The organism is Naasia aerilata (assembly GCF_030296595.1).
GTDB lineage: Bacteria > Actinomycetota > Actinomycetes > Actinomycetales > Microbacteriaceae > Naasia > Naasia aerilata.
In genome coordinates this window covers 3,230,269-3,246,024 of sequence record NZ_AP027731.1, presented here as the reverse complement: position 1 = coordinate 3,246,024, position 15,756 = coordinate 3,230,269, and the positions used below count along the sequence as shown (strand labels likewise).

The following is a 15,756-nucleotide window of genomic DNA, read 5'->3' as shown; positions in this document are numbered from 1 at the left end:
GCGATGCCCCCGTGGCCCCGCGCTCCGCCCGGCTCTGCAAGAATCTCCGGCATGGCGGGCTATCGCATCCGGGAGGCAGGGCCCGCCGACGCCCTCGCGCTGACCGAAGCGCTGGTCGAGGCCGCGAACTGGAACCCGGATCGCGCCCGGCCCCGCGTCGCCGTCCTATCGGACCCGATCCGCCGCCAGTACATCGCCGGCTGGCAGAGGCCCGCCGATGCGGGCTTCATCGCCGAGGACGAGCTGGGCGAGCCGATCGGCGCGGGCTGGTACCGGCTCTTCTCGGCGGACCGGCCCGGCCTCGGCTTCATCGGAACCGGCGTCCCCGAGCTGATCGTCGGCGTGCGACCGGTGTGGCGCGCCCAGGGCGTCGGCCGCAGCCTGCTGCAGCACCTGGTGGCCCGGGCGGCGGCGGACGGCCATGCCCGCCTCGGCCTCAGCGTCGAGCGCGGCAACTTCGCCCAGCGCCTCTACACGAGCGAGGGCTTCACGCTCCTGGAGAACCGCGGCTCGACGGCCGTGATGGTGCGCTCGGTCGCCTGACCGCGCGCCCGTCCGGGCGGTCCTGACCAAGTCACGGAAACTCGACCCGCAAGCCTGGCGCCGAAGCCGATCCACGGCCCTCGCCGGAGGGATCTCCGTGATTCGGTCAGAGGACGGGGAGAGCGCGGCGCCCCTCCCGCACTGACGCCGCCGAGCGTGTCAGCCGTCGCGCGACGGGGGAGCGACGTATGGTGGCCGCATGGCTGGAGGCACCAGGACGACGAGCCGTGCCCGCACGACGGCGACGCGGAGCACCGCGGCGAAGCCGCGCAGTCGCTCGACCGCGACGCAGCGCACCAAGAAGTATCCGGTCGCCGAGGAGCAGGGCCTCCTCGCGAAGGGCTGGATGGGGCTCGCGCACGGCGCGGGCGCCGCAGTGCGCGCGCTCGGCCCGGAGACGCTCGCGAAGGAGGAGCGCCGCGACGGCATCCCGTTCCTGCTGCTCGTCTTCGCGATCCTCGGCGCGGTCGTCGAGTGGTTCGGCGTGCACAACTCGGTCGCGCTCACCCTCGACGCCTGGACGTTCGGCGGGCTCTTCGGACGCGTGGCGTTCGCGCTGCCCGTCGTCTTCTTCATGTTCGCGATCTGGCTCTTCCGTCACCCGAGCTCGGTGCACGACAACGGGCGGATCGGCATCGGCCTCGCCATCCTGATCGTCTCCATCTCGGGGATCTGCTACCTCTACACCGGCATGCCGGCGCCCTGGGACGGTGTCGAGCTCATCGCGCACGGCGGTGGGGTCTTCGGCTGGCTGACGGGAGCGCCGCTGAGCGCCCTCATCACGCCGCTCGGCGCGACGCTCGTGCTCTCGCTCCTCGCGCTGCTCTCGCTCTTCATCATCACGCGCACGCCGCCGAACCGGGTGCCCGAGCGCCTCGGCCAGCTGTACGCGTACCTCTTCGGCGCGGAGACCGCCGAGGAGCCGGCCGCACCGGCCCCGGCGAAGAAGGGCGCGAAGGGCGCGACGGCGACCACGACGCTCGAGGACTTCCTCCTCGACTCGGAGGAAGAGGTCGACCCGGAGAGCCTGCCCTGGTGGCGGCGGGCCAAGGCCAAGAAGGACGCCGAGCAGGCGTTCGACACTCCGCTCGTGAAGCCCTCGTTCACGGAGGTGCTCGACGTCGCCCCGAAGGCCGGAGACACGGCTGCGACGGCGGAGTCCGGCCAGGTGGCCGAGGCCGACAGCGCCGACTTCGGCATCGAGCTGCTCGAGGATCTCCTCAAGGCCGGCGACGCGCCCGCGCCCGCCGCGAACGCGACCGAGATCCTCACGCCGGTCGGCGCCATCCCGGCCCCGGTCGAGCCGGAGCCCGAGCCCGAGTTCGCGACCCCGATCCCGTCCGGCCCATACCGCCTGCCCCCGGTCTCGCTGCTGACGCCCGGTCCGCCCGCCAAGGCCGCCACCGCCGCCAACGAGGAGGTCAAGCGGGCGATCACCGGCGTCCTCAACCAGTTCTCGGTGGACGCCACGGTGACCGGCTTCTCGCGAGGTCCCACGGTGACCCGCTACGAGGTCGAGCTGAAGGCCGGCGTCAAGGTGGAGAAGGTCATCGCGCTGGAGAAGAACATCGCATACGCGGTGGCCTCCAACGAGGTGCGCATCCTGTCGCCCATCCCGGGCAAGAGCGCGATCGGCGTCGAGATCCCGAACCCCGACCGCGAGACGGTCGCGCTGGCCGACGTGCTCCGCTCGTCCAACGCGACCAAGAGCAAGCACCCCATGACGATCGGCGTCGGAAAGGACGTCGAGGGCGGATTCGTCGTCGCGAACCTCGCGAAGATGCCCCACCTCCTCGTCGCAGGCTCGACCGGCTCCGGAAAGTCCAGCTTCGTCAACTCCATGATCACGTCGCTCCTCATGCGGGCGACGCCGTCCGAGGTCCGCATGGTCCTCGTCGACCCGAAGCGCGTCGAGCTCACGGCCTACGCCGGCGTCCCGCACCTCATCACGCCCATCATCACGAACCCGAAGAAGGCGGCGGAGGCGCTGCAGTGGGTCGTGAAGGAGATGGACATGCGCTACGACGACCTCGCGTCGTTCGGGTTCAAGCACATCGACGACTTCAACGCCGCCGTCGTCGGCAACGAGATCATCCTGCCCGCGGGCAGCGAGCGGGTCCTCAAGCCGTACCCCTACCTGCTCGTCGTCGTGGACGAGCTCGCGGACCTCATGATGGTCGCCCCGCGTGACGTCGAAGACTCCATCGTCCGCATCACGCAGCTGGCGCGCGCGTCCGGCATCCACCTGGTGCTCGCGACGCAGCGCCCGAGCGTCAACGTCGTCACGGGGCTCATCAAGGCCAACGTGCCGTCGCGCCTGGCCTTCGCCGTCACGAGCGTCACCGACTCCCGGGTCATCCTCGATCAGCCGGGCGCCGACAAGCTCATCGGCCAGGGTGACGGCCTCTTCCTGCCCATGGGCTCCTCGAAGGCCATCCGGGTGCAGGGCGCCTGGGTCACCGAGGCGGAGATCCAGAAGGTCGTCGAGCACTGCACCCTGCAGGGGCGGCCGGAGTACCGCTCCGACGTGGCCGCCGTCGTCGAGCGGAAGGAGGTCGACGCCGACATCGGAGACGACCTCGACCTGCTCCTGCAGGCCACCGAGCTGGTCGTCACCACGCAGTTCGGCTCCACCTCGATGCTGCAGCGGAAGCTCCGCGTCGGCTTCGCGAAGGCCGGCCGCCTGATGGACCTGCTCGAGTCGCGGGAGATCGTCGGCCCCTCCGAGGGTTCGAAGGCCCGCGACGTGCTCGTCACCGTCGAGCAGCTCCCGGAGACCCTCGCTCGCCTGCGCGGCGAGGACGGCGCCCCCGGCGGTTCCCCCGGCCGCCTGCTGCCGTGCAGATGCCGCTCGGCTCCTCGGGGCCGACGGGCGGTGCGTCCCGCGACGCGGTCGAGGACATGTTCGCCGGCTACGAGGTCGTGGACGCCTCCGACTCCGAGGACGCCTGGGGCCTCACCGGCCGTGACTAGGCCTTCCCGGCGGCTTCCCGGCTCGCCGGTTACGATTACCCGACGGCTCCTCCTCATCGAGGCGCCTCCGGCGGCAGGGAGCGACGCGTGTCTCGGAACCAGGGCGGCAGCACGGGCGGCAGGGCGGCGACCGCCCGGCAGAGCGCACGTGACGCCCAGCTCCGCGCACGCGCGAGCTACGTCCGCGGTCAGGCCAAGGTCGTCGAGCGCGCCCGCGGCCGCGTGGTGCAGGCCGGAGACACGAAGGTCAGCGACGGCAACCTCGCGAACCTGATCACGGTCGTCCGGATCCTCCTCGCGCCGCTGTTCTTCTGGCTCCTCGTGGCGGACGACGGACAGGGCGGTGCGCTCCGCTGGATCGCCACCGCGCTCTTCGTGCTCGCGATCGCGACCGACGGCGTCGACGGCCACCTCGCCCGCCGCCGCAACCTCGTCACCAACGTCGGCATCCTGCTCGATCCCATCGCGGACAAGGTGCTCATCGGCGGCGCTCTGATCGCCCTCTCGGTCCTCGGCGAGCTGCCCTGGTGGGTGACCGTGCTGATCCTCGTCCGCGAGGTCGGCATCACGGTGTTCCGGTTCATCGCCCTGCGGGACCGCGTCATCCCCGCCTCTCGCGGCGGCAAGCTGAAGACGGTCATCCAGTCGGTCGCCATCTCGGTCCTGCTCGCCCCCTTCCCGCCCTCGCCGACGGTCTCGGGCTGGACGCCGCCGTGCCGTGGATCGTCGGCTTCGGAGTCGCGCTGATGTCCCTCGCGGTCGTCCTGACGGTGGTCACGGGCGCGGACTACCTCTGGCAGGCGTGGCGCCGGAACCGCCCGGCGTGACGCCGGCCGCACAGCTGCTCGCGGTCCTCGGGCGGCGGGGGCTCACCCTCGCCGTGGCGGAGTCGCTGACCGGGGGACTCGCATCCGACGCCCTCGTGCAGGTGCCCGGCGCCTCGGCGGTGCTCCGGGGCGGCATCGTCGCCTACGCGACCGACCTCAAGCACACCCTGCTCGGCGTCGACGGAGCGCTGCTCGCGGAACACGGCGCGATCCACCCGGAGGTCGCGCGCCAGATGGCCGAGGGGGTCCGCGCGGCATGCGGCGCCCGGGTCGGGATCGCCACGACGGGCGTGGCCGGGCCCGACCCGCAGGACGGGCACCCGCCGGGCGAGGTGTACGTGGCGGTGGCGGGACCGGCCGGCAGCGCCGTCCTCCCGCTCCAGCTCGCAGGGGACCGCCCCGCGATCCGCGCCGCGGCGGTCGACGCGGCCCTCCGTTTCGCCCTCGAGCACCTCGCCGAGGATGAGCCGGAATAACGCAGGTTTCGGTCCCGTTACATCCGATGTGTTCACAAGCAACGCACACCGCGCCTCAGTAGGGTTTGGGGCACGACGAGGGTATGGTTTCCGAACCGTCCGCAATCACGAGGCAACGCACAGTAGGGGTAGGGAGGGACAGTGGTTCTAGTTCGTCAGGAGCTTGGCGACGTTCTGCGCGACTTCCGTCTGCAGAAGGGACGCACCCTCCGGCAGGTGGCCAGCAAGGCGAGTGTCGCACTCGGCTATCTGAGCGAGGTGGAGCGCGGCCAGAAGGAGGCCTCCTCCGAGATCCTCGCGTCGGTGGCCGATGCGCTCGACACGCCCATCTCGGTCATCATGCGCGAGGTCGGCGACCGTCTCGCCGTCCTCGAGGGCATCGACGTCATCCCGGACACGGTTCCGGCCGATCTCAGCGACTCGTTCGCGAAGGACCTGGTCGCGCGCTGACGCCGGCTCGACAGCATCAGAACGCCCCGCCTCGGCGGGGCGTTCGTCGTTTCTCCGGCCCCGGCTGTGCGTCTTCTCTGGCGGGGCATTCGTCGTTTCCGGCCCGTGTGGGCCTTCCGAGAGGGATTGGTAGCGTGATCGTGTGCGACTGAGCGAGTTCCGGATCGCCGTCACCGAGGAGTTCGGCGAGGCCTATGGGCGCGCGCTCGTGCGCGACCTCGTGATCGATGAGCTGGGCGGCCGGACGCCCGAGCAGGCACTCGAGGCGGGGATCAAGCCCGGCGAGGTTTGGGTTGCCCTGTGCCGCGCGAGCGATGTGCCGCAGGAGCGCTGGCACGGCCGCGGACGCCCTCTCCGCGCCTGAGGTCGAGGTTTCGCATATTCCGCTCGACGACACGCCGCGCCGCTCTCGAAGATGTGTTCGAACGGTCGTAGTGTCCTTCACAGGTGCCCGAGCAGCGGAGTCGTCCACGGATCGCGGCCCTTCCGACCGGGTGTCGGAGGTGCCGCCTAACGTCGAGGTCAACCGGCGAGAACACCGAAGCCTTGTCGGGCCGCTCCGGTCTCCGGAGCGACGCGACAGCCTATAGGCGCTCAACCATCGACATCCAGGAGATCCCATGCCCTCAGCAGCAGACCGCGAGAAGGCCCTCGAGACCGCTCTCGCCCAGATCGACCGCCAGTTCGGCAAGGGCTCCGTCATGCGCCTCGGCAGCGACGAGCGAGCCCCCATCGAGATCATCCCCACGGGGTCCATCGCGCTCGACGTCGCGCTCGGCATCGGGGGTCTGCCCCGCGGCCGCATCGTCGAGATCTACGGCCCGGAGTCGTCGGGAAAGACCACGCTGACGCTGCACGCCATCGCCAACGCCCAGCGTGCCGGGGGCATCGCCGCCTTCATCGACGCGGAGCACGCGCTCGACCCCGAGTACGCCAAGAAGCTCGGCGTCGACATCGACTCCTCCTCGTCTCGCAGCCGGACACCGGTGAGCAGGCGCTCGAGATCGCCGACATGCTGGTGCGCTCGGGCTCCATCGACCTCGTCGTCATCGACTCCGTCGCCGCGCTCGTTCCCCGTCAGGAGCTCGAGGGCGACATGGGCGACTCGCACGTCGGCCTCCAGGCCCGCCTGATGTCGCAGGCGCTGCGCAAGCTCACCGGTGGCCTCAGCCAGACCAAGACCACGGCCATCTTCATCAACCAGCTGCGCGAGAAGATCGGCGTGTTCTTCGGCAGCCCCGAGACCACGGCGGGCGGCAAGGCGCTCAAGTTCTACGCTTCCGTCCGGCTGGACATCCGCCGCATCGAGACGCTCAAGGAGGGCACTGACGCGGTCGGCAACCGCACCCGCGTCAAGGTCGTCAAGAACAAGATGGCGCCGCCCTTCAAGCAGGCCGAGTTCGACATCCTGTACGGCGTGGGCATCAGCCGCGAGGGCAGCCTCATCGACTTCGGTGTCGAGCACCTCATCGTCAAGAAGTCCGGCGCCTGGTACACCTACGACGGCGACCAGCTGGGGCAGGGCAAGGAGAACGCCCGCAACTTCCTGCTGAAGAATCCCGACATCGCGGCCGAGATCGAGAAGAAGATCCTGGCGAAGCTCGGTGTCGGAGCCGAGGGCGCCGCTGCGGCCGCCGCTGCGGCCGCGGACGGCTCCGCGACGGTCTCGATCGAGCCCAAGCTGGCGGCCCGCAAGGCCGTCGGAGCCTGACCTCGTGAGTGACGAGTGGGTCGCCCCGGTCATCTCGCTGTTCGGCTCCGGCCGGAGCGAGGCCGGGGCGACCCGCGCGGCGCAGGAGGATCCGGTTGCCCGCGACGAACCGCGCCTCGCCGCGGTCCTGGCCGAGCCGGGGCCAGCGACGGGCGCCGAGCGCGCGGAGGGGCTCGCGTGCGGGCTGCCGAGAAGGCGGAGCGGCGCGCGCAGAACGTCAGCGTGGCGGCACTGACCCGGCGCGGGATGTCGGTCGCGGAGCTCCGCGACCGCCTGGCGGAGCGCGGCATCGAGCCCGACGAGGTCGAGTCGGAGATCGCCCGCCTGCAGGACGCCCGCTACCTCGACGACGCCTCGCTGGCCGTGTCCGTCGTGCGCGCCGAGTCGGAGCGCAAGGGCAAGGGCAGGTCTGCCGTCGCGGCGGAGCTGCGGAGGCGACGGGTCGACGACGCGGCGATCGAGGCGGCCCTTGAGTCCCTCGACGATGAGGGCGAGCTGGAGCGCGCCGTGGCGGTGGCCGAGCAGCGCGCCCGCCAGCTCCGCAGCTACGACGCCGAGACCGCACGGCGCCGGCTGTACGGCTTCCTGCAGCGTCGCGGCTTCTCGGGCAGCGTCGTCTCGCGAGCCGTCGACACGGCGCTGGCCTCCGACTGACCGAGCGGCGCAGCGCCGTCCCGGAATTACACTGGCCGATCATGAGCATGACCGCCGAACGGACCGACGAGCTGCGCCTCGAGCGCCCGCGCACCTACGAGGTCCGCACCTACGGCTGTCAGATGAACGTGCACGACTCCGAGCGACTGAGCGGCTCCCTGGAGGCGGCGGGCTACGTTCCCGCCGACGGCGCAGAGGCCGACGTCGTCGTCATCAACACCTGCGCGGTTCGCGAGAACGCGGACAACAAGCTCTACGGGAACCTGGGGCACCTGGCGTCTGTGAAGCGGCGGCACGCCGGCATGCAGATCGCCGTTGGCGGCTGCCTCGCGCAGAAGGACAAGAACGTCATCCTCGAGAAGGCGCCGTGGGTCGACGTCGTCTTCGGAACGCACAACATGGGGTCGCTGCCGAGCCTCCTCGAGCGCGCCCGCCACAACGGCGACGCCCAGCTCGAGATCCTCGAATCGCTCGAGGTCTTCCCCTCGACCCTGCCGACCAAGCGCGAGTCGACCTACAGCGGCTGGGTGTCGATCTCGGTCGGCTGCAACAACACCTGCACGTTCTGCATCGTTCCGTCGCTGCGCGGCAAGGAGAAGGACCGCAGGCCGGGGAGATCCTCGCCGAGGTGCAGGCCCTCGTCGACGACGGCGCGATCGAGGTAACGCTGCTCGGGCAGAACGTCAACTCGTACGGCGTCGAGTTCGGCGACCGTCAGGCCTTCGGCAAGCTGCTCCGCGCGGCGGGCGCCATCGAGGGGCTCCAGCGGATCCGCTTCACGAGCCCGCACCCCGCGGCGTTCACCGACGACGTGATCGACGCGATGGCGGAGACGCCTGCAGTGATGCCGCAGCTGCACATGCCGCTGCAGTCCGGCTCGGACCGCATGCTGCGGGCGATGCGCCGGTCCTACCGCTCGGAGCGCTTCCTCGGCATCCTCGACCGGGTGCGGTCCCGCATCCCGGATGCGGCGATCAGCACCGACATCATCGTCGGCTTCCCCGGTGAGACCGAGGAGGACTTCCAGGACACGCTGCGCGTCGTCGAGCAGTCGCGGTTCGCCTCCGCCTTCACGTTCCAGTACTCCATCCGCCCCGGCACGCCGGCGGCGACCATGCCCGACCAGGTGCCCAAGGAGGTCGTGCAGGAGCGCTACGAGCGCCTCGTGGCCCTTCAGGAGCGGATCTCCTGGGAGGAGAACGCGCGACAGATCGGGCGCCGCGTGGAGGTGCTCGTGGCCATGGGCGAGGGCCGGAAGGACGAGGCGACGCATCGGCTCAGCGGTCGCGCACGCGACAGCCGGCTGGTGCACTTCGAGGTGCCCGCCGGATCGGAGCTCCCGCGGCCTGGCGACCTCGTGGACGTGACGGTGACGCACGCCGCTCCCTTCCACCTCCTCGCCGACGACCCCACCGGTGCGCCCCTCCACGTGACCCGCACGCGCGCGGGCGACGCGTGGGACCGGGCTCAGGCGGACTCCTGCGGCGTCCCCGCCGGCCCCGCACCGGCGCGGCGAGGCGCGGTCGCCTTGGGCCTGCCGACGCTCCGCGGAGGGCGGTGACCGAGCCTCCCGAGCTCGTCGCGATCGTCGGCCCGACCGGGACCGGCAAGAGCGCCCTGTCGCTCATGGTCGCCGAGGCGCTGACGGCACAGGGGAGGGCCGCCGAGATCGTCAACGCCGACGCCATGCAGCTCTATCGGGGCATGGACATCGGCACGGCGAAGCTGCCCCCTGCCGAGCGCCGGGGCATCCCGCACCATCTGCTCGACATCCTCGAGGTCACCGAGCCGTCGACCGTCGCGGACTACCAGCGCGACGCCAGGGCCGCCATCGCCGAGATCCAGGGCAGGGGAGGCGTGCCGATCCTCGTCGGCGGCTCCGGCCTCTACCTCTCCGCCGTCCTGCACGACTTCCGCTTCCCCGGGACCGATCCGGAGCTGCGGTCGCGCCTCGAGGGCGACCTCGAGGAGTCCGGGGCGCCCGCCATGTGGCATCGCCTGCGCGAGCGGGATCCCGACGCCGCGGCCGCCATCGACCAGGGGAACGGGCGCCGCGTCGTGCGGGCGCTCGAGGTGATCGAGCTCACAGGGCGGCCGTACGCCGCAAGCCTTCCCGACGAGTCGCGCCTCTGGCAGCCTGCGCGAGTGGTGCTCCTCGACGTTCCGCCCGGGCGCCGTCCCGCTCTCAAGGAGCGGCTCGCACGCCGGGCGCGGCAGATGTTCGACGAGGGCCTGCTCGACGAGGTGCGCACGCTTCTCGACGCCGGACTGGAGCGGGGGACGACGGCCCGGCGGGCGATCGGCTACGCCCAGGCGGTGGACGTGCTGCGCGGCCGCGCCGACCTGCCTGAGGCCGTGGACGACACCGTCCAGCTGACCCTCCGGTACGCCCGCAGGCAGCGCTCCTGGTTCGCGCGATGGGGAGAGGCGGTCCGCCTGGACGCGGAGGATCCGGAGCTGTCGCGGGTCGCTCTCGACGTGGTCGGCGACGGAGCCGGTCGGGGCATCAGTCCTTGAACTGCAGCGTGGCGAGCATCGCCTCGAACGTCCGGAAGAACTCCTCGTCCGGCTGATCCGCGAGCGTTCTCGCCCAGAGCAGGAGCGGCGTGCCGCCGTGCTCGACCACCGCGATGCGCAGGGCGAGGTCGGCCTGGGGGCCGTAGCAGGGGTCGTCGTCGGGAGCAGCGTCGGCGGCCCAGCAGCCGAGGGCGCCGTCCAGGTCGGTCGTACCGACGAGGGTGCCCACGCGCACCGCATCCCCGGCCACGGTGACGGTCTCGGTGTCGTCGAACTGTGCGCCCTCGGCCACCAGATCGTCCAGGTAGGCGTCGTAGTCCGCGGGCGGGGGAGCCGAGCTGTCGCTGCCCGGCGGGTAGTAGACGATCGGGGCGAGGAAGCGCACGCGCTCCTCGGGATCCGTCGAGGACTGCCAGGTCACGAAGCGCTCCTCCTCCTGATCGAGCGCGAGCGTCGGCGGGACCTCGACGGTGAACGGGACGAGGAACGCGGTGCTCGCATAGTCCGTGGAGGCGGTCGCCGAGTCCGGGGACGGGGACGCCGACGCGGCTGGGGACGCCGAGCCAGCCGGGGACGCCGAGGGGCCGGCGGCGGCCGCTGTGCAGCCGGTCAGGAGACAGCTCACGGCGAGGACGGCCGCCGCCGCTCCGGGGCCGGCCCTCATGGTCACGCGCCCACCCTCGGGCGGTCCGCCGTCTCCGCCAGCTCGGCCATCAGCGCCCGCTCGTCCTCGGCCGTGAGCCCCGCCTGCCGCGGACGGTCCGCCGGCCGGGTCAGCTCCTCGGCCAGGATGTCGGCGAGCGTCTCACCGAGCGGACGCACGCTGAGGCCGTGGTGCCACGCCAGGGAGCCGTCGGCGGCGTTGAGGCCCTCCCACCCGGGCGGCAGCCAGAGCGGAAGCGATCGCGGCCCCATCCACGGCTCCACTCCTCGGGCACGGAGCCAGTCGGGGGACGCCGCCACGGCGTGGCCGTGACCGCTGCCGACATCGTGCGCGAGGGTGAGGTGCTCGCCGAGGGAGACCGTGTCTCCGGTCGCGTTGAAGATCCCGGCCCGCTCGACCTCCGCCGACTCCACCAGCCAGGCGGCCAGGTCGCGCACGTCGAGGACCTGCGTCGGCAGGGACGGCGCGTCCGGGACGAGCACCGATCCGTCGTCGGTGACGGGCCGCGCGAAGCGGAGCGGCCAGTATCCGGTGCGGTCGAAGGGATCGCCCGGTCCACCGAGCAGGCTCGCCCGGGCGATGAGCGACCGGCTGGGCCCGAAGCCGCCGAGGACCGCCTGCTCGCACGCGACCTTCGCCTGGCCGTACTGCTCCATCGACGGCAGGACGTCGCCCGCCAGCGGAGGGACGAGCGCGACATCCTCGCGGTGGCCGTAGGCGGCGGTGTCGGCGTAGACGTTGACCGAGGAGACGAACAGGTACTGCCCGGCCCCGGCGAGGGCGGCGACCGCCCGGCGCACCTGGCCGGGCTGCCGGGAGACGTCGATCACCGCATCCCAGATTCCGTGCAGGTCGTCGAACGCGGTCGAGGAGTCCCGGTCGGCGCGGATCAGGTGGGCCCCCGGGACGACCGCCCCGGACTCGCCACGGGCCAGGCACGTCACCTGGTGGCCGCGGGAGAGCGCGGCGGCGGCGATGTGCCGGCCCACCCAGGCCGTCCCGCCGAGGAGGAGGAGATGCATGCGCACATCCAGGCATGCACGCCCTCCGTGCACCAGAGGCCTTGCTCCCGGCGCGCCCTAGGGTGGGAAGCATGACCACACTCGCGTTCACGAAGGGGCATGGCACGGGGAACGACTTCGTGCTCTTCGCCGACCCCGACGGGGAGCGCGACCTCACCCCGGCCCAGGTCGCGGCGATCTGCGACCGGCACTTCGGCGTCGGAGCGGACGGCATCCTGCGCGCCGTGCGCTCCCGCAGCCTCCAGGCGGGGGCCGCCGCCCTCGCCGAGGAGCCCGACGCGGAGTGGTTCATGGACTACCGCAACGCGGACGGCAGTCTCGCCGAGATGTGCGGCAACGGCATCCGGGTCTTCACCCGCTTCCTGCTCGAGGAGGGTCTGGCCGAGCTCTCCGAGGGCGACACCCTCCCGATCGGCACCCGAGGGGGCGTTCGGGACGTGCAGCGCAGCGGCAGCGGCTTCTCGGTCGACCTCGGCCGGTGGCGGCTCGAGCCGGGGGACCCTCTCGTGCACGTGAAGAGCCTGCCCGTGGCCCGGCCGGGACTCAGCATCAGTGTGCCCAATCCGCACGTGGTGCTCGCGGTCGCGGACCAGGAGGAGCTCGAGTCGGCCGACCTCGCCTATGCACCCGTGATAGACCCCGCACCCGCCGATGGGGCGAACGTCGAGCTCGTTCTGCCCCGCGAGCCCCTCATCCAGGACGGCATCGGCCGCATCCGGATGCGCGTGCACGAGCGGGGCAGCGGCGAGACCCTCTCCTGCGGGACGGGCGCCGCCGCGGCCGCCCTCGCCACCCGGCACTGGGCCGGACCGGCGGCTCCCTCCGCCTGGCGGGTGGAGGTGGCGGGAGGTGTCGTCGGAGTCCGGATGTTCCCGGCGCAGGACGGCGAGCACGTGGCGCTCAGCGGTCCCGCGGAGCTCGTCTTCTCGGGCGCGCTCGAGGTCTGATCCACCGGATCGAGGGAGGGACACCGTGAGGATCGAGCTGCCGTTCCCCGAAGCCGTCGCCCTCGCCACGGCGGAACGACCGCTGCCGCCCTTGGTGACGTTCCTGTCCGCGAGCGAGGAGTCGGTGCTCGCCGACATCGACCTGCGGGAGCTGCATCCGGAGTCGTTCGTCCTGGCTCTGGCCTTCGCGGCGGCAGGCACGGTGGCGGTCACCGCCCGGTTCACCGGCTTCGCGGAGGGCATCGCGACGTTCGCGGTCACCGGTCACGCGCGCGGCCTTCCCGCCCACAAGGTGCTGCCGTACGTGCTCGGCACGGTCAACGCGGCGATCCAGCGCGCCGGCGTGCCCGAGGGCGTGGTCCGGGTGGCCGAGGACGCGCACGAGCCGGTCGTGCGGATCGACCTGCAGCGCGCCGTCGAGACGGCTGTGCTCGGCATCCGCCTCACCTCGTTCCAGCTGCGCGGCGCGCGCATCATCGTGGACGCGGAGGTCGGCACCATCCAGCGCGTGGAGCCGCCGGCACCGGCCCCGGCCGAGGCTACGCCCGAGGCCGAGGCCGACCGGTCGTAGCGCGGGGGAAACGCCCCTGCTGCGGGTGTTGTTCCACCCGCGGGATGGCGGGGACACCCGCGGGAAGCGGCCGGCTGCCGCGTGCGTCGCTCAGTCCCGGTCGACGCGGAGGACGCGGAAGCCCTTCTCGGACGCCACTCGAGTGGTGGAGAAGCCGGGGAACTCCTCGTCGAGCCAGCGGTGCAGCGAGTCGGCGCCCAGATTCTTCTGCACGACCAGCCAGGCCGTGCCGTCCGGCGCGAGGCGGGGCAGCCACCGGCCGAGGAGCGCGTGCAGCTCGGCCTTGCCGATGCGGATCGGCGGATTCGACCAGATGGTGCCGAAGGCGACCGTCTCGGGAACATCCTCGGGCAGACGTGCGTTGACCCTGATGAGCCCCAGATCGCCGGCATTGCGGCGGGTGAGCTCGAGAGCCCTCTCGTTGACGTCGACCGCCCAGACGGTCGCGCCGGGGGAGGACAGGGCGAGCGTGAGCGCGACGGGACCCCACCCGCAGCCGAGGTCGAGCAGGTCGCCGTCCGCGGGCGGTTCGGGAACCGTCTCGAGCAGCACGCGCGTCCCGGTGTCCAGATGGTCGGGGCTGAAGACGCCCGCCCCTGTCGTCACCTCGAGCTCGCGGCCCGCGAGCACCGTCCGGATCCTCCGGGCGCGCAGCGGGCCGGACGGCGCGGACGAGAAGTAGTGCCCGTCCGTCACCGCATCCTCCGGACCACCCGGTCCCGGCTGGGGCATCGCACCAAGGAAACCTAACGGATGGAACACATAGTCTTGTCGCCAATGGAACCGAGCCTTCCCGACACCCCCGCCGACACGGACGTCGACACGCGCGCGGACGACGTCGTGGCTCGCGTGCTGGCCGCCGCCGATCGCCGCGCCGCCGGTCACGCCGTCTTCGGTCCGACCGCGCCGATCGCCCCCGTCGAGCCCGCGCAGCCCGTGCAGAGCACGGACGGCGAGCAGTTCGACCTGGAGGAGCGCCAGGCGCTCCGCCGCGTCACCGGACTGTCGACCGAGCTCGAGGACGTCACCGAGGTCGAGTACCGGCAGCTGCGCCTCGAGCGCGTCGTGCTGATCGGCGTGCACCCGCAGGGCGGGACGGTCGACGCGGAGAACTCGATGCGCGAGCTCGCCGCCCTCGCCGAGACCGCGGGAGCCGTCGTCCTCGACGGTCTGCTGCAGAAGCGTCCCTTCCCCGACCCCGGCACCTACTTCGGCAAGGGCAAGGCGATCGAGCTGCGCGACCGCGTGAAGGCGCTCGGCGCCGACACCGTCGTCGCCGACACCGAGCTCGCCCCGAGCCAGCGACGTGCGCTCGAGGATGTGGTGGGCGTCAAGGTCATCGACCGCACCGCCGTCATCCTCGACATCTTCAGCCAGCACGCGAAGAGCCGGGAGGGCAAGGCCCAGGTCGAGCTCGCGCAGCTCGAGTACCTCCTCCCGAGACTCCGCGGCTGGGGTGACTCGATGTCCCGCCAGGCCGGTGGCCAGGTGGGCAGCGCGGGCGCCGGCATGGGATCGCGCGGACCCGGTGAGACGAAGATCGAGCTCGACCGCCGGCGCATCCACTCCCGGATGGCGCGCCTCCGCCGCCAGATCAAGGAGATGAAGCCGGCACGCGAGGCCAAGCGGGCCAACCGCCGGCGCAACGCCGTGCCCTCCGTCGCGATCGTCGGCTACACGAACGCCGGCAAGTCCTCGCTGCTCAACCGCATCACCCGGGCCGGCGTGCTCGTCGAGAACGCGCTCTTCGCGACCCTCGACGCGACGGTCCGCCGGTACGAGACGCCGGACGGGCGGCTGTTCACGCTCACCGACACCGTGGGCTTCGTGCGCAACCTGCCGCATCAGCTGGTCGAGGCGTTCCGGTCGACGCTGGAGGAGACCGCAGACGCGGACGTCCTCGTGCACGTCGTCGACGGCTCGCACCCGGATCCCGGGGCGCAGCTGGCGACCGTTCGTGACGTCATCGGCGAGGTGGGAGCTCGGGCCATCCCCGAGCTCGTGGTGTTCAACAAGTCGGACCTCGTCGGCCCCGACGACCGGATGGTGCTCCGCGGTCTCGTGCCCGACGCCGTGTTCGTGTCGGCCCGCACGGGGGAGGGCATGAGCGAGTTGCTCGCGCACATCACGACGCTGCTCCCCACGCCCCAGCTGGAGGTCGACGCCGTCATCCCGTACGAGCGCGGGGACCTGGTCGCCCGCCTGCACGAGCGCGGCCAGGTGCTGAGCCTCGACTACGAGGAGGGCGGCACCCACGTGCACGCTCGCGTCGACGCCGAGGACCACGGCGCGCTCGAGCAGTACCTCGTGAGCCCGTCGAAGGAGTCGGCGGCGTCCTGATCGAGTACGTTCCGGCCCAGGTGGTGCGCTCCAGCGCAGCATCCGGGCCGGAACGCACCGG

14 protein-coding genes and 3 pseudogenes are annotated in these 15,756 nt (G+C 72.0%); 14 read left to right on the top strand and 3 right to left on the bottom strand.

What is annotated here, in order from left to right; all coding sequences use genetic code 11:
• Positions 1-51 precede the first annotated feature (51 nt).
• The 11 genes and pseudogenes from QUE51_RS16810 to miaA all read left to right on the top strand — a co-directional run bounded on the left by QUE51_RS16810 (position 52) and on the right by miaA (position 10,151).
• Positions 52-543: a GNAT family N-acetyltransferase gene (locus tag QUE51_RS16810; protein WP_286277470.1), complete on the top strand. Its 492-nt coding sequence runs from the start codon at positions 52-54 to the stop codon at positions 541-543.
• 199 nt (positions 544-742) lie between these two features.
• Positions 743-3,516, top strand: a pseudogene (locus tag QUE51_RS16805) (FtsK/SpoIIIE family DNA translocase).
• Positions 3,517-3,738: 222 nt separating this feature from the next.
• Positions 3,739-4,263, top strand: a complete 525-nt coding sequence (gene pgsA / locus QUE51_RS16800) for a CDP-diacylglycerol--glycerol-3-phosphate 3-phosphatidyltransferase (protein WP_350226682.1) — start codon at positions 3,739-3,741, stop codon at positions 4,261-4,263.
• Between the two features lie 55 nt (positions 4,264-4,318).
• Positions 4,319-4,819, top strand: a complete 501-nt coding sequence (locus tag QUE51_RS16795; RefSeq protein WP_286277468.1) for a CinA family protein — start codon at positions 4,319-4,321, stop codon at positions 4,817-4,819.
• A 141-nt stretch (positions 4,820-4,960) separates the two neighbouring features.
• Complete coding sequence (locus tag QUE51_RS16790) at positions 4,961-5,269, top strand: helix-turn-helix domain-containing protein (protein WP_286277467.1); 309 nt, start codon at positions 4,961-4,963, stop codon at positions 5,267-5,269.
• A gap of 142 nt (positions 5,270-5,411) precedes the next feature.
• On the top strand, positions 5,412-5,633 hold the full coding sequence (locus QUE51_RS16785; RefSeq protein WP_286277465.1) for a DUF3046 domain-containing protein: 222 nt from the start codon (positions 5,412-5,414) through the stop codon (positions 5,631-5,633).
• A 256-nt stretch (positions 5,634-5,889) separates the two neighbouring features.
• Positions 5,890-6,980, top strand: a pseudogene (recA, locus tag QUE51_RS16780) (recombinase RecA).
• Between the two features lie 4 nt (positions 6,981-6,984).
• Entirely contained in the window at positions 6,985-7,215 is a 231-nt protein-coding gene (locus QUE51_RS16775) for a hypothetical protein (protein WP_286277464.1), read from the top strand.
• Positions 7,203-7,634 carry a regulatory protein RecX gene (locus QUE51_RS16770; RefSeq protein WP_286277463.1) on the top strand — a complete coding sequence of 144 codons (432 nt, stop codon included), beginning with the start codon at positions 7,203-7,205 and terminating at the stop codon, positions 7,632-7,634. Before QUE51_RS16775 ends, QUE51_RS16770 begins: the two co-directional genes overlap by 13 nt.
• Positions 7,635-7,675: 41 nt before the next feature.
• Positions 7,676-9,195 (top strand): annotated as a pseudogene (miaB, locus tag QUE51_RS16765) (tRNA (N6-isopentenyl adenosine(37)-C2)-methylthiotransferase MiaB).
• Entirely contained in the window at positions 9,192-10,151 is a 960-nt protein-coding gene (gene miaA, locus QUE51_RS16760) for a tRNA (adenosine(37)-N6)-dimethylallyltransferase MiaA (RefSeq protein ID WP_286277462.1), read from the top strand. Before miaB ends, miaA begins: the two are co-directional and overlap by 4 nt.
• On the opposite strand, the gene QUE51_RS16755 is transcribed toward miaA, so the two are convergent.
• A complete protein-coding gene (locus QUE51_RS16755; protein ID WP_286277461.1) occupies positions 10,141-10,821 on the bottom strand; it encodes a hypothetical protein in 681 nt (226 codons plus the stop codon). The genes miaA and QUE51_RS16755 overlap by 11 nt on opposite strands.
• Complete coding sequence (locus QUE51_RS16750; RefSeq protein ID WP_286277460.1) at positions 10,818-11,837, bottom strand: Rossmann-fold NAD(P)-binding domain-containing protein; 1,020 nt, start codon at positions 11,835-11,837, stop codon at positions 10,818-10,820. Before QUE51_RS16750 ends, QUE51_RS16755 begins: the two co-directional genes overlap by 4 nt.
• Positions 11,838-11,908: 71 nt before the next feature.
• Here QUE51_RS16750 and dapF point away from each other — a divergent pair, with 71 nt between their 5' ends.
• A complete protein-coding gene (gene dapF / locus QUE51_RS16745; RefSeq protein ID WP_286277459.1) occupies positions 11,909-12,784 on the top strand; it encodes a diaminopimelate epimerase in 876 nt (291 codons plus the stop codon).
• Positions 12,785-12,809: 25 nt separating this feature from the next.
• A complete protein-coding gene (locus tag QUE51_RS16740; RefSeq protein WP_286277458.1) occupies positions 12,810-13,355 on the top strand; it encodes a hypothetical protein in 546 nt (181 codons plus the stop codon).
• Positions 13,356-13,445: 90 nt separating this feature from the next.
• Here QUE51_RS16740 and QUE51_RS16735 read toward each other — a convergent pair whose 3' ends face one another.
• The gene (locus tag QUE51_RS16735) at positions 13,446-14,051 is read right to left on the bottom strand and encodes a class I SAM-dependent methyltransferase (protein WP_286277457.1); all 606 of its coding nucleotides are present in this window, start codon (positions 14,049-14,051) and stop codon (positions 13,446-13,448) included.
• Positions 14,052-14,132: 81 nt separating this feature from the next.
• Between QUE51_RS16735 and hflX the strand changes: the two genes are divergently transcribed.
• Positions 14,133-15,695 carry a GTPase HflX gene (gene hflX / locus QUE51_RS16730; protein WP_286277456.1) on the top strand — a complete coding sequence of 521 codons (1,563 nt, stop codon included), beginning with the start codon at positions 14,133-14,135 and terminating at the stop codon, positions 15,693-15,695.
• The last annotated feature ends 61 nt before the right edge of the window (positions 15,696-15,756 follow it).

Coding starts and splice junctions, on each gene's coding strand:
- QUE51_RS16810 (WP_286277470.1), top strand. CDS start 52: ATGGCGGGCTATCGCATCCGGGAGGCAGGGCCCGCCGACGCCCTCGCG.
- QUE51_RS16750 (WP_286277460.1), bottom strand. CDS start 11,837: ATGCATCTCCTCCTCCTCGGCGGGACGGCCTGGGTGGGCCGGCACATC.
- dapF (WP_286277459.1), top strand. CDS start 11,909: ATGACCACACTCGCGTTCACGAAGGGGCATGGCACGGGGAACGACTTC.
- hflX (WP_286277456.1), top strand. CDS start 14,133: ATGGAACCGAGCCTTCCCGACACCCCCGCCGACACGGACGTCGACACG.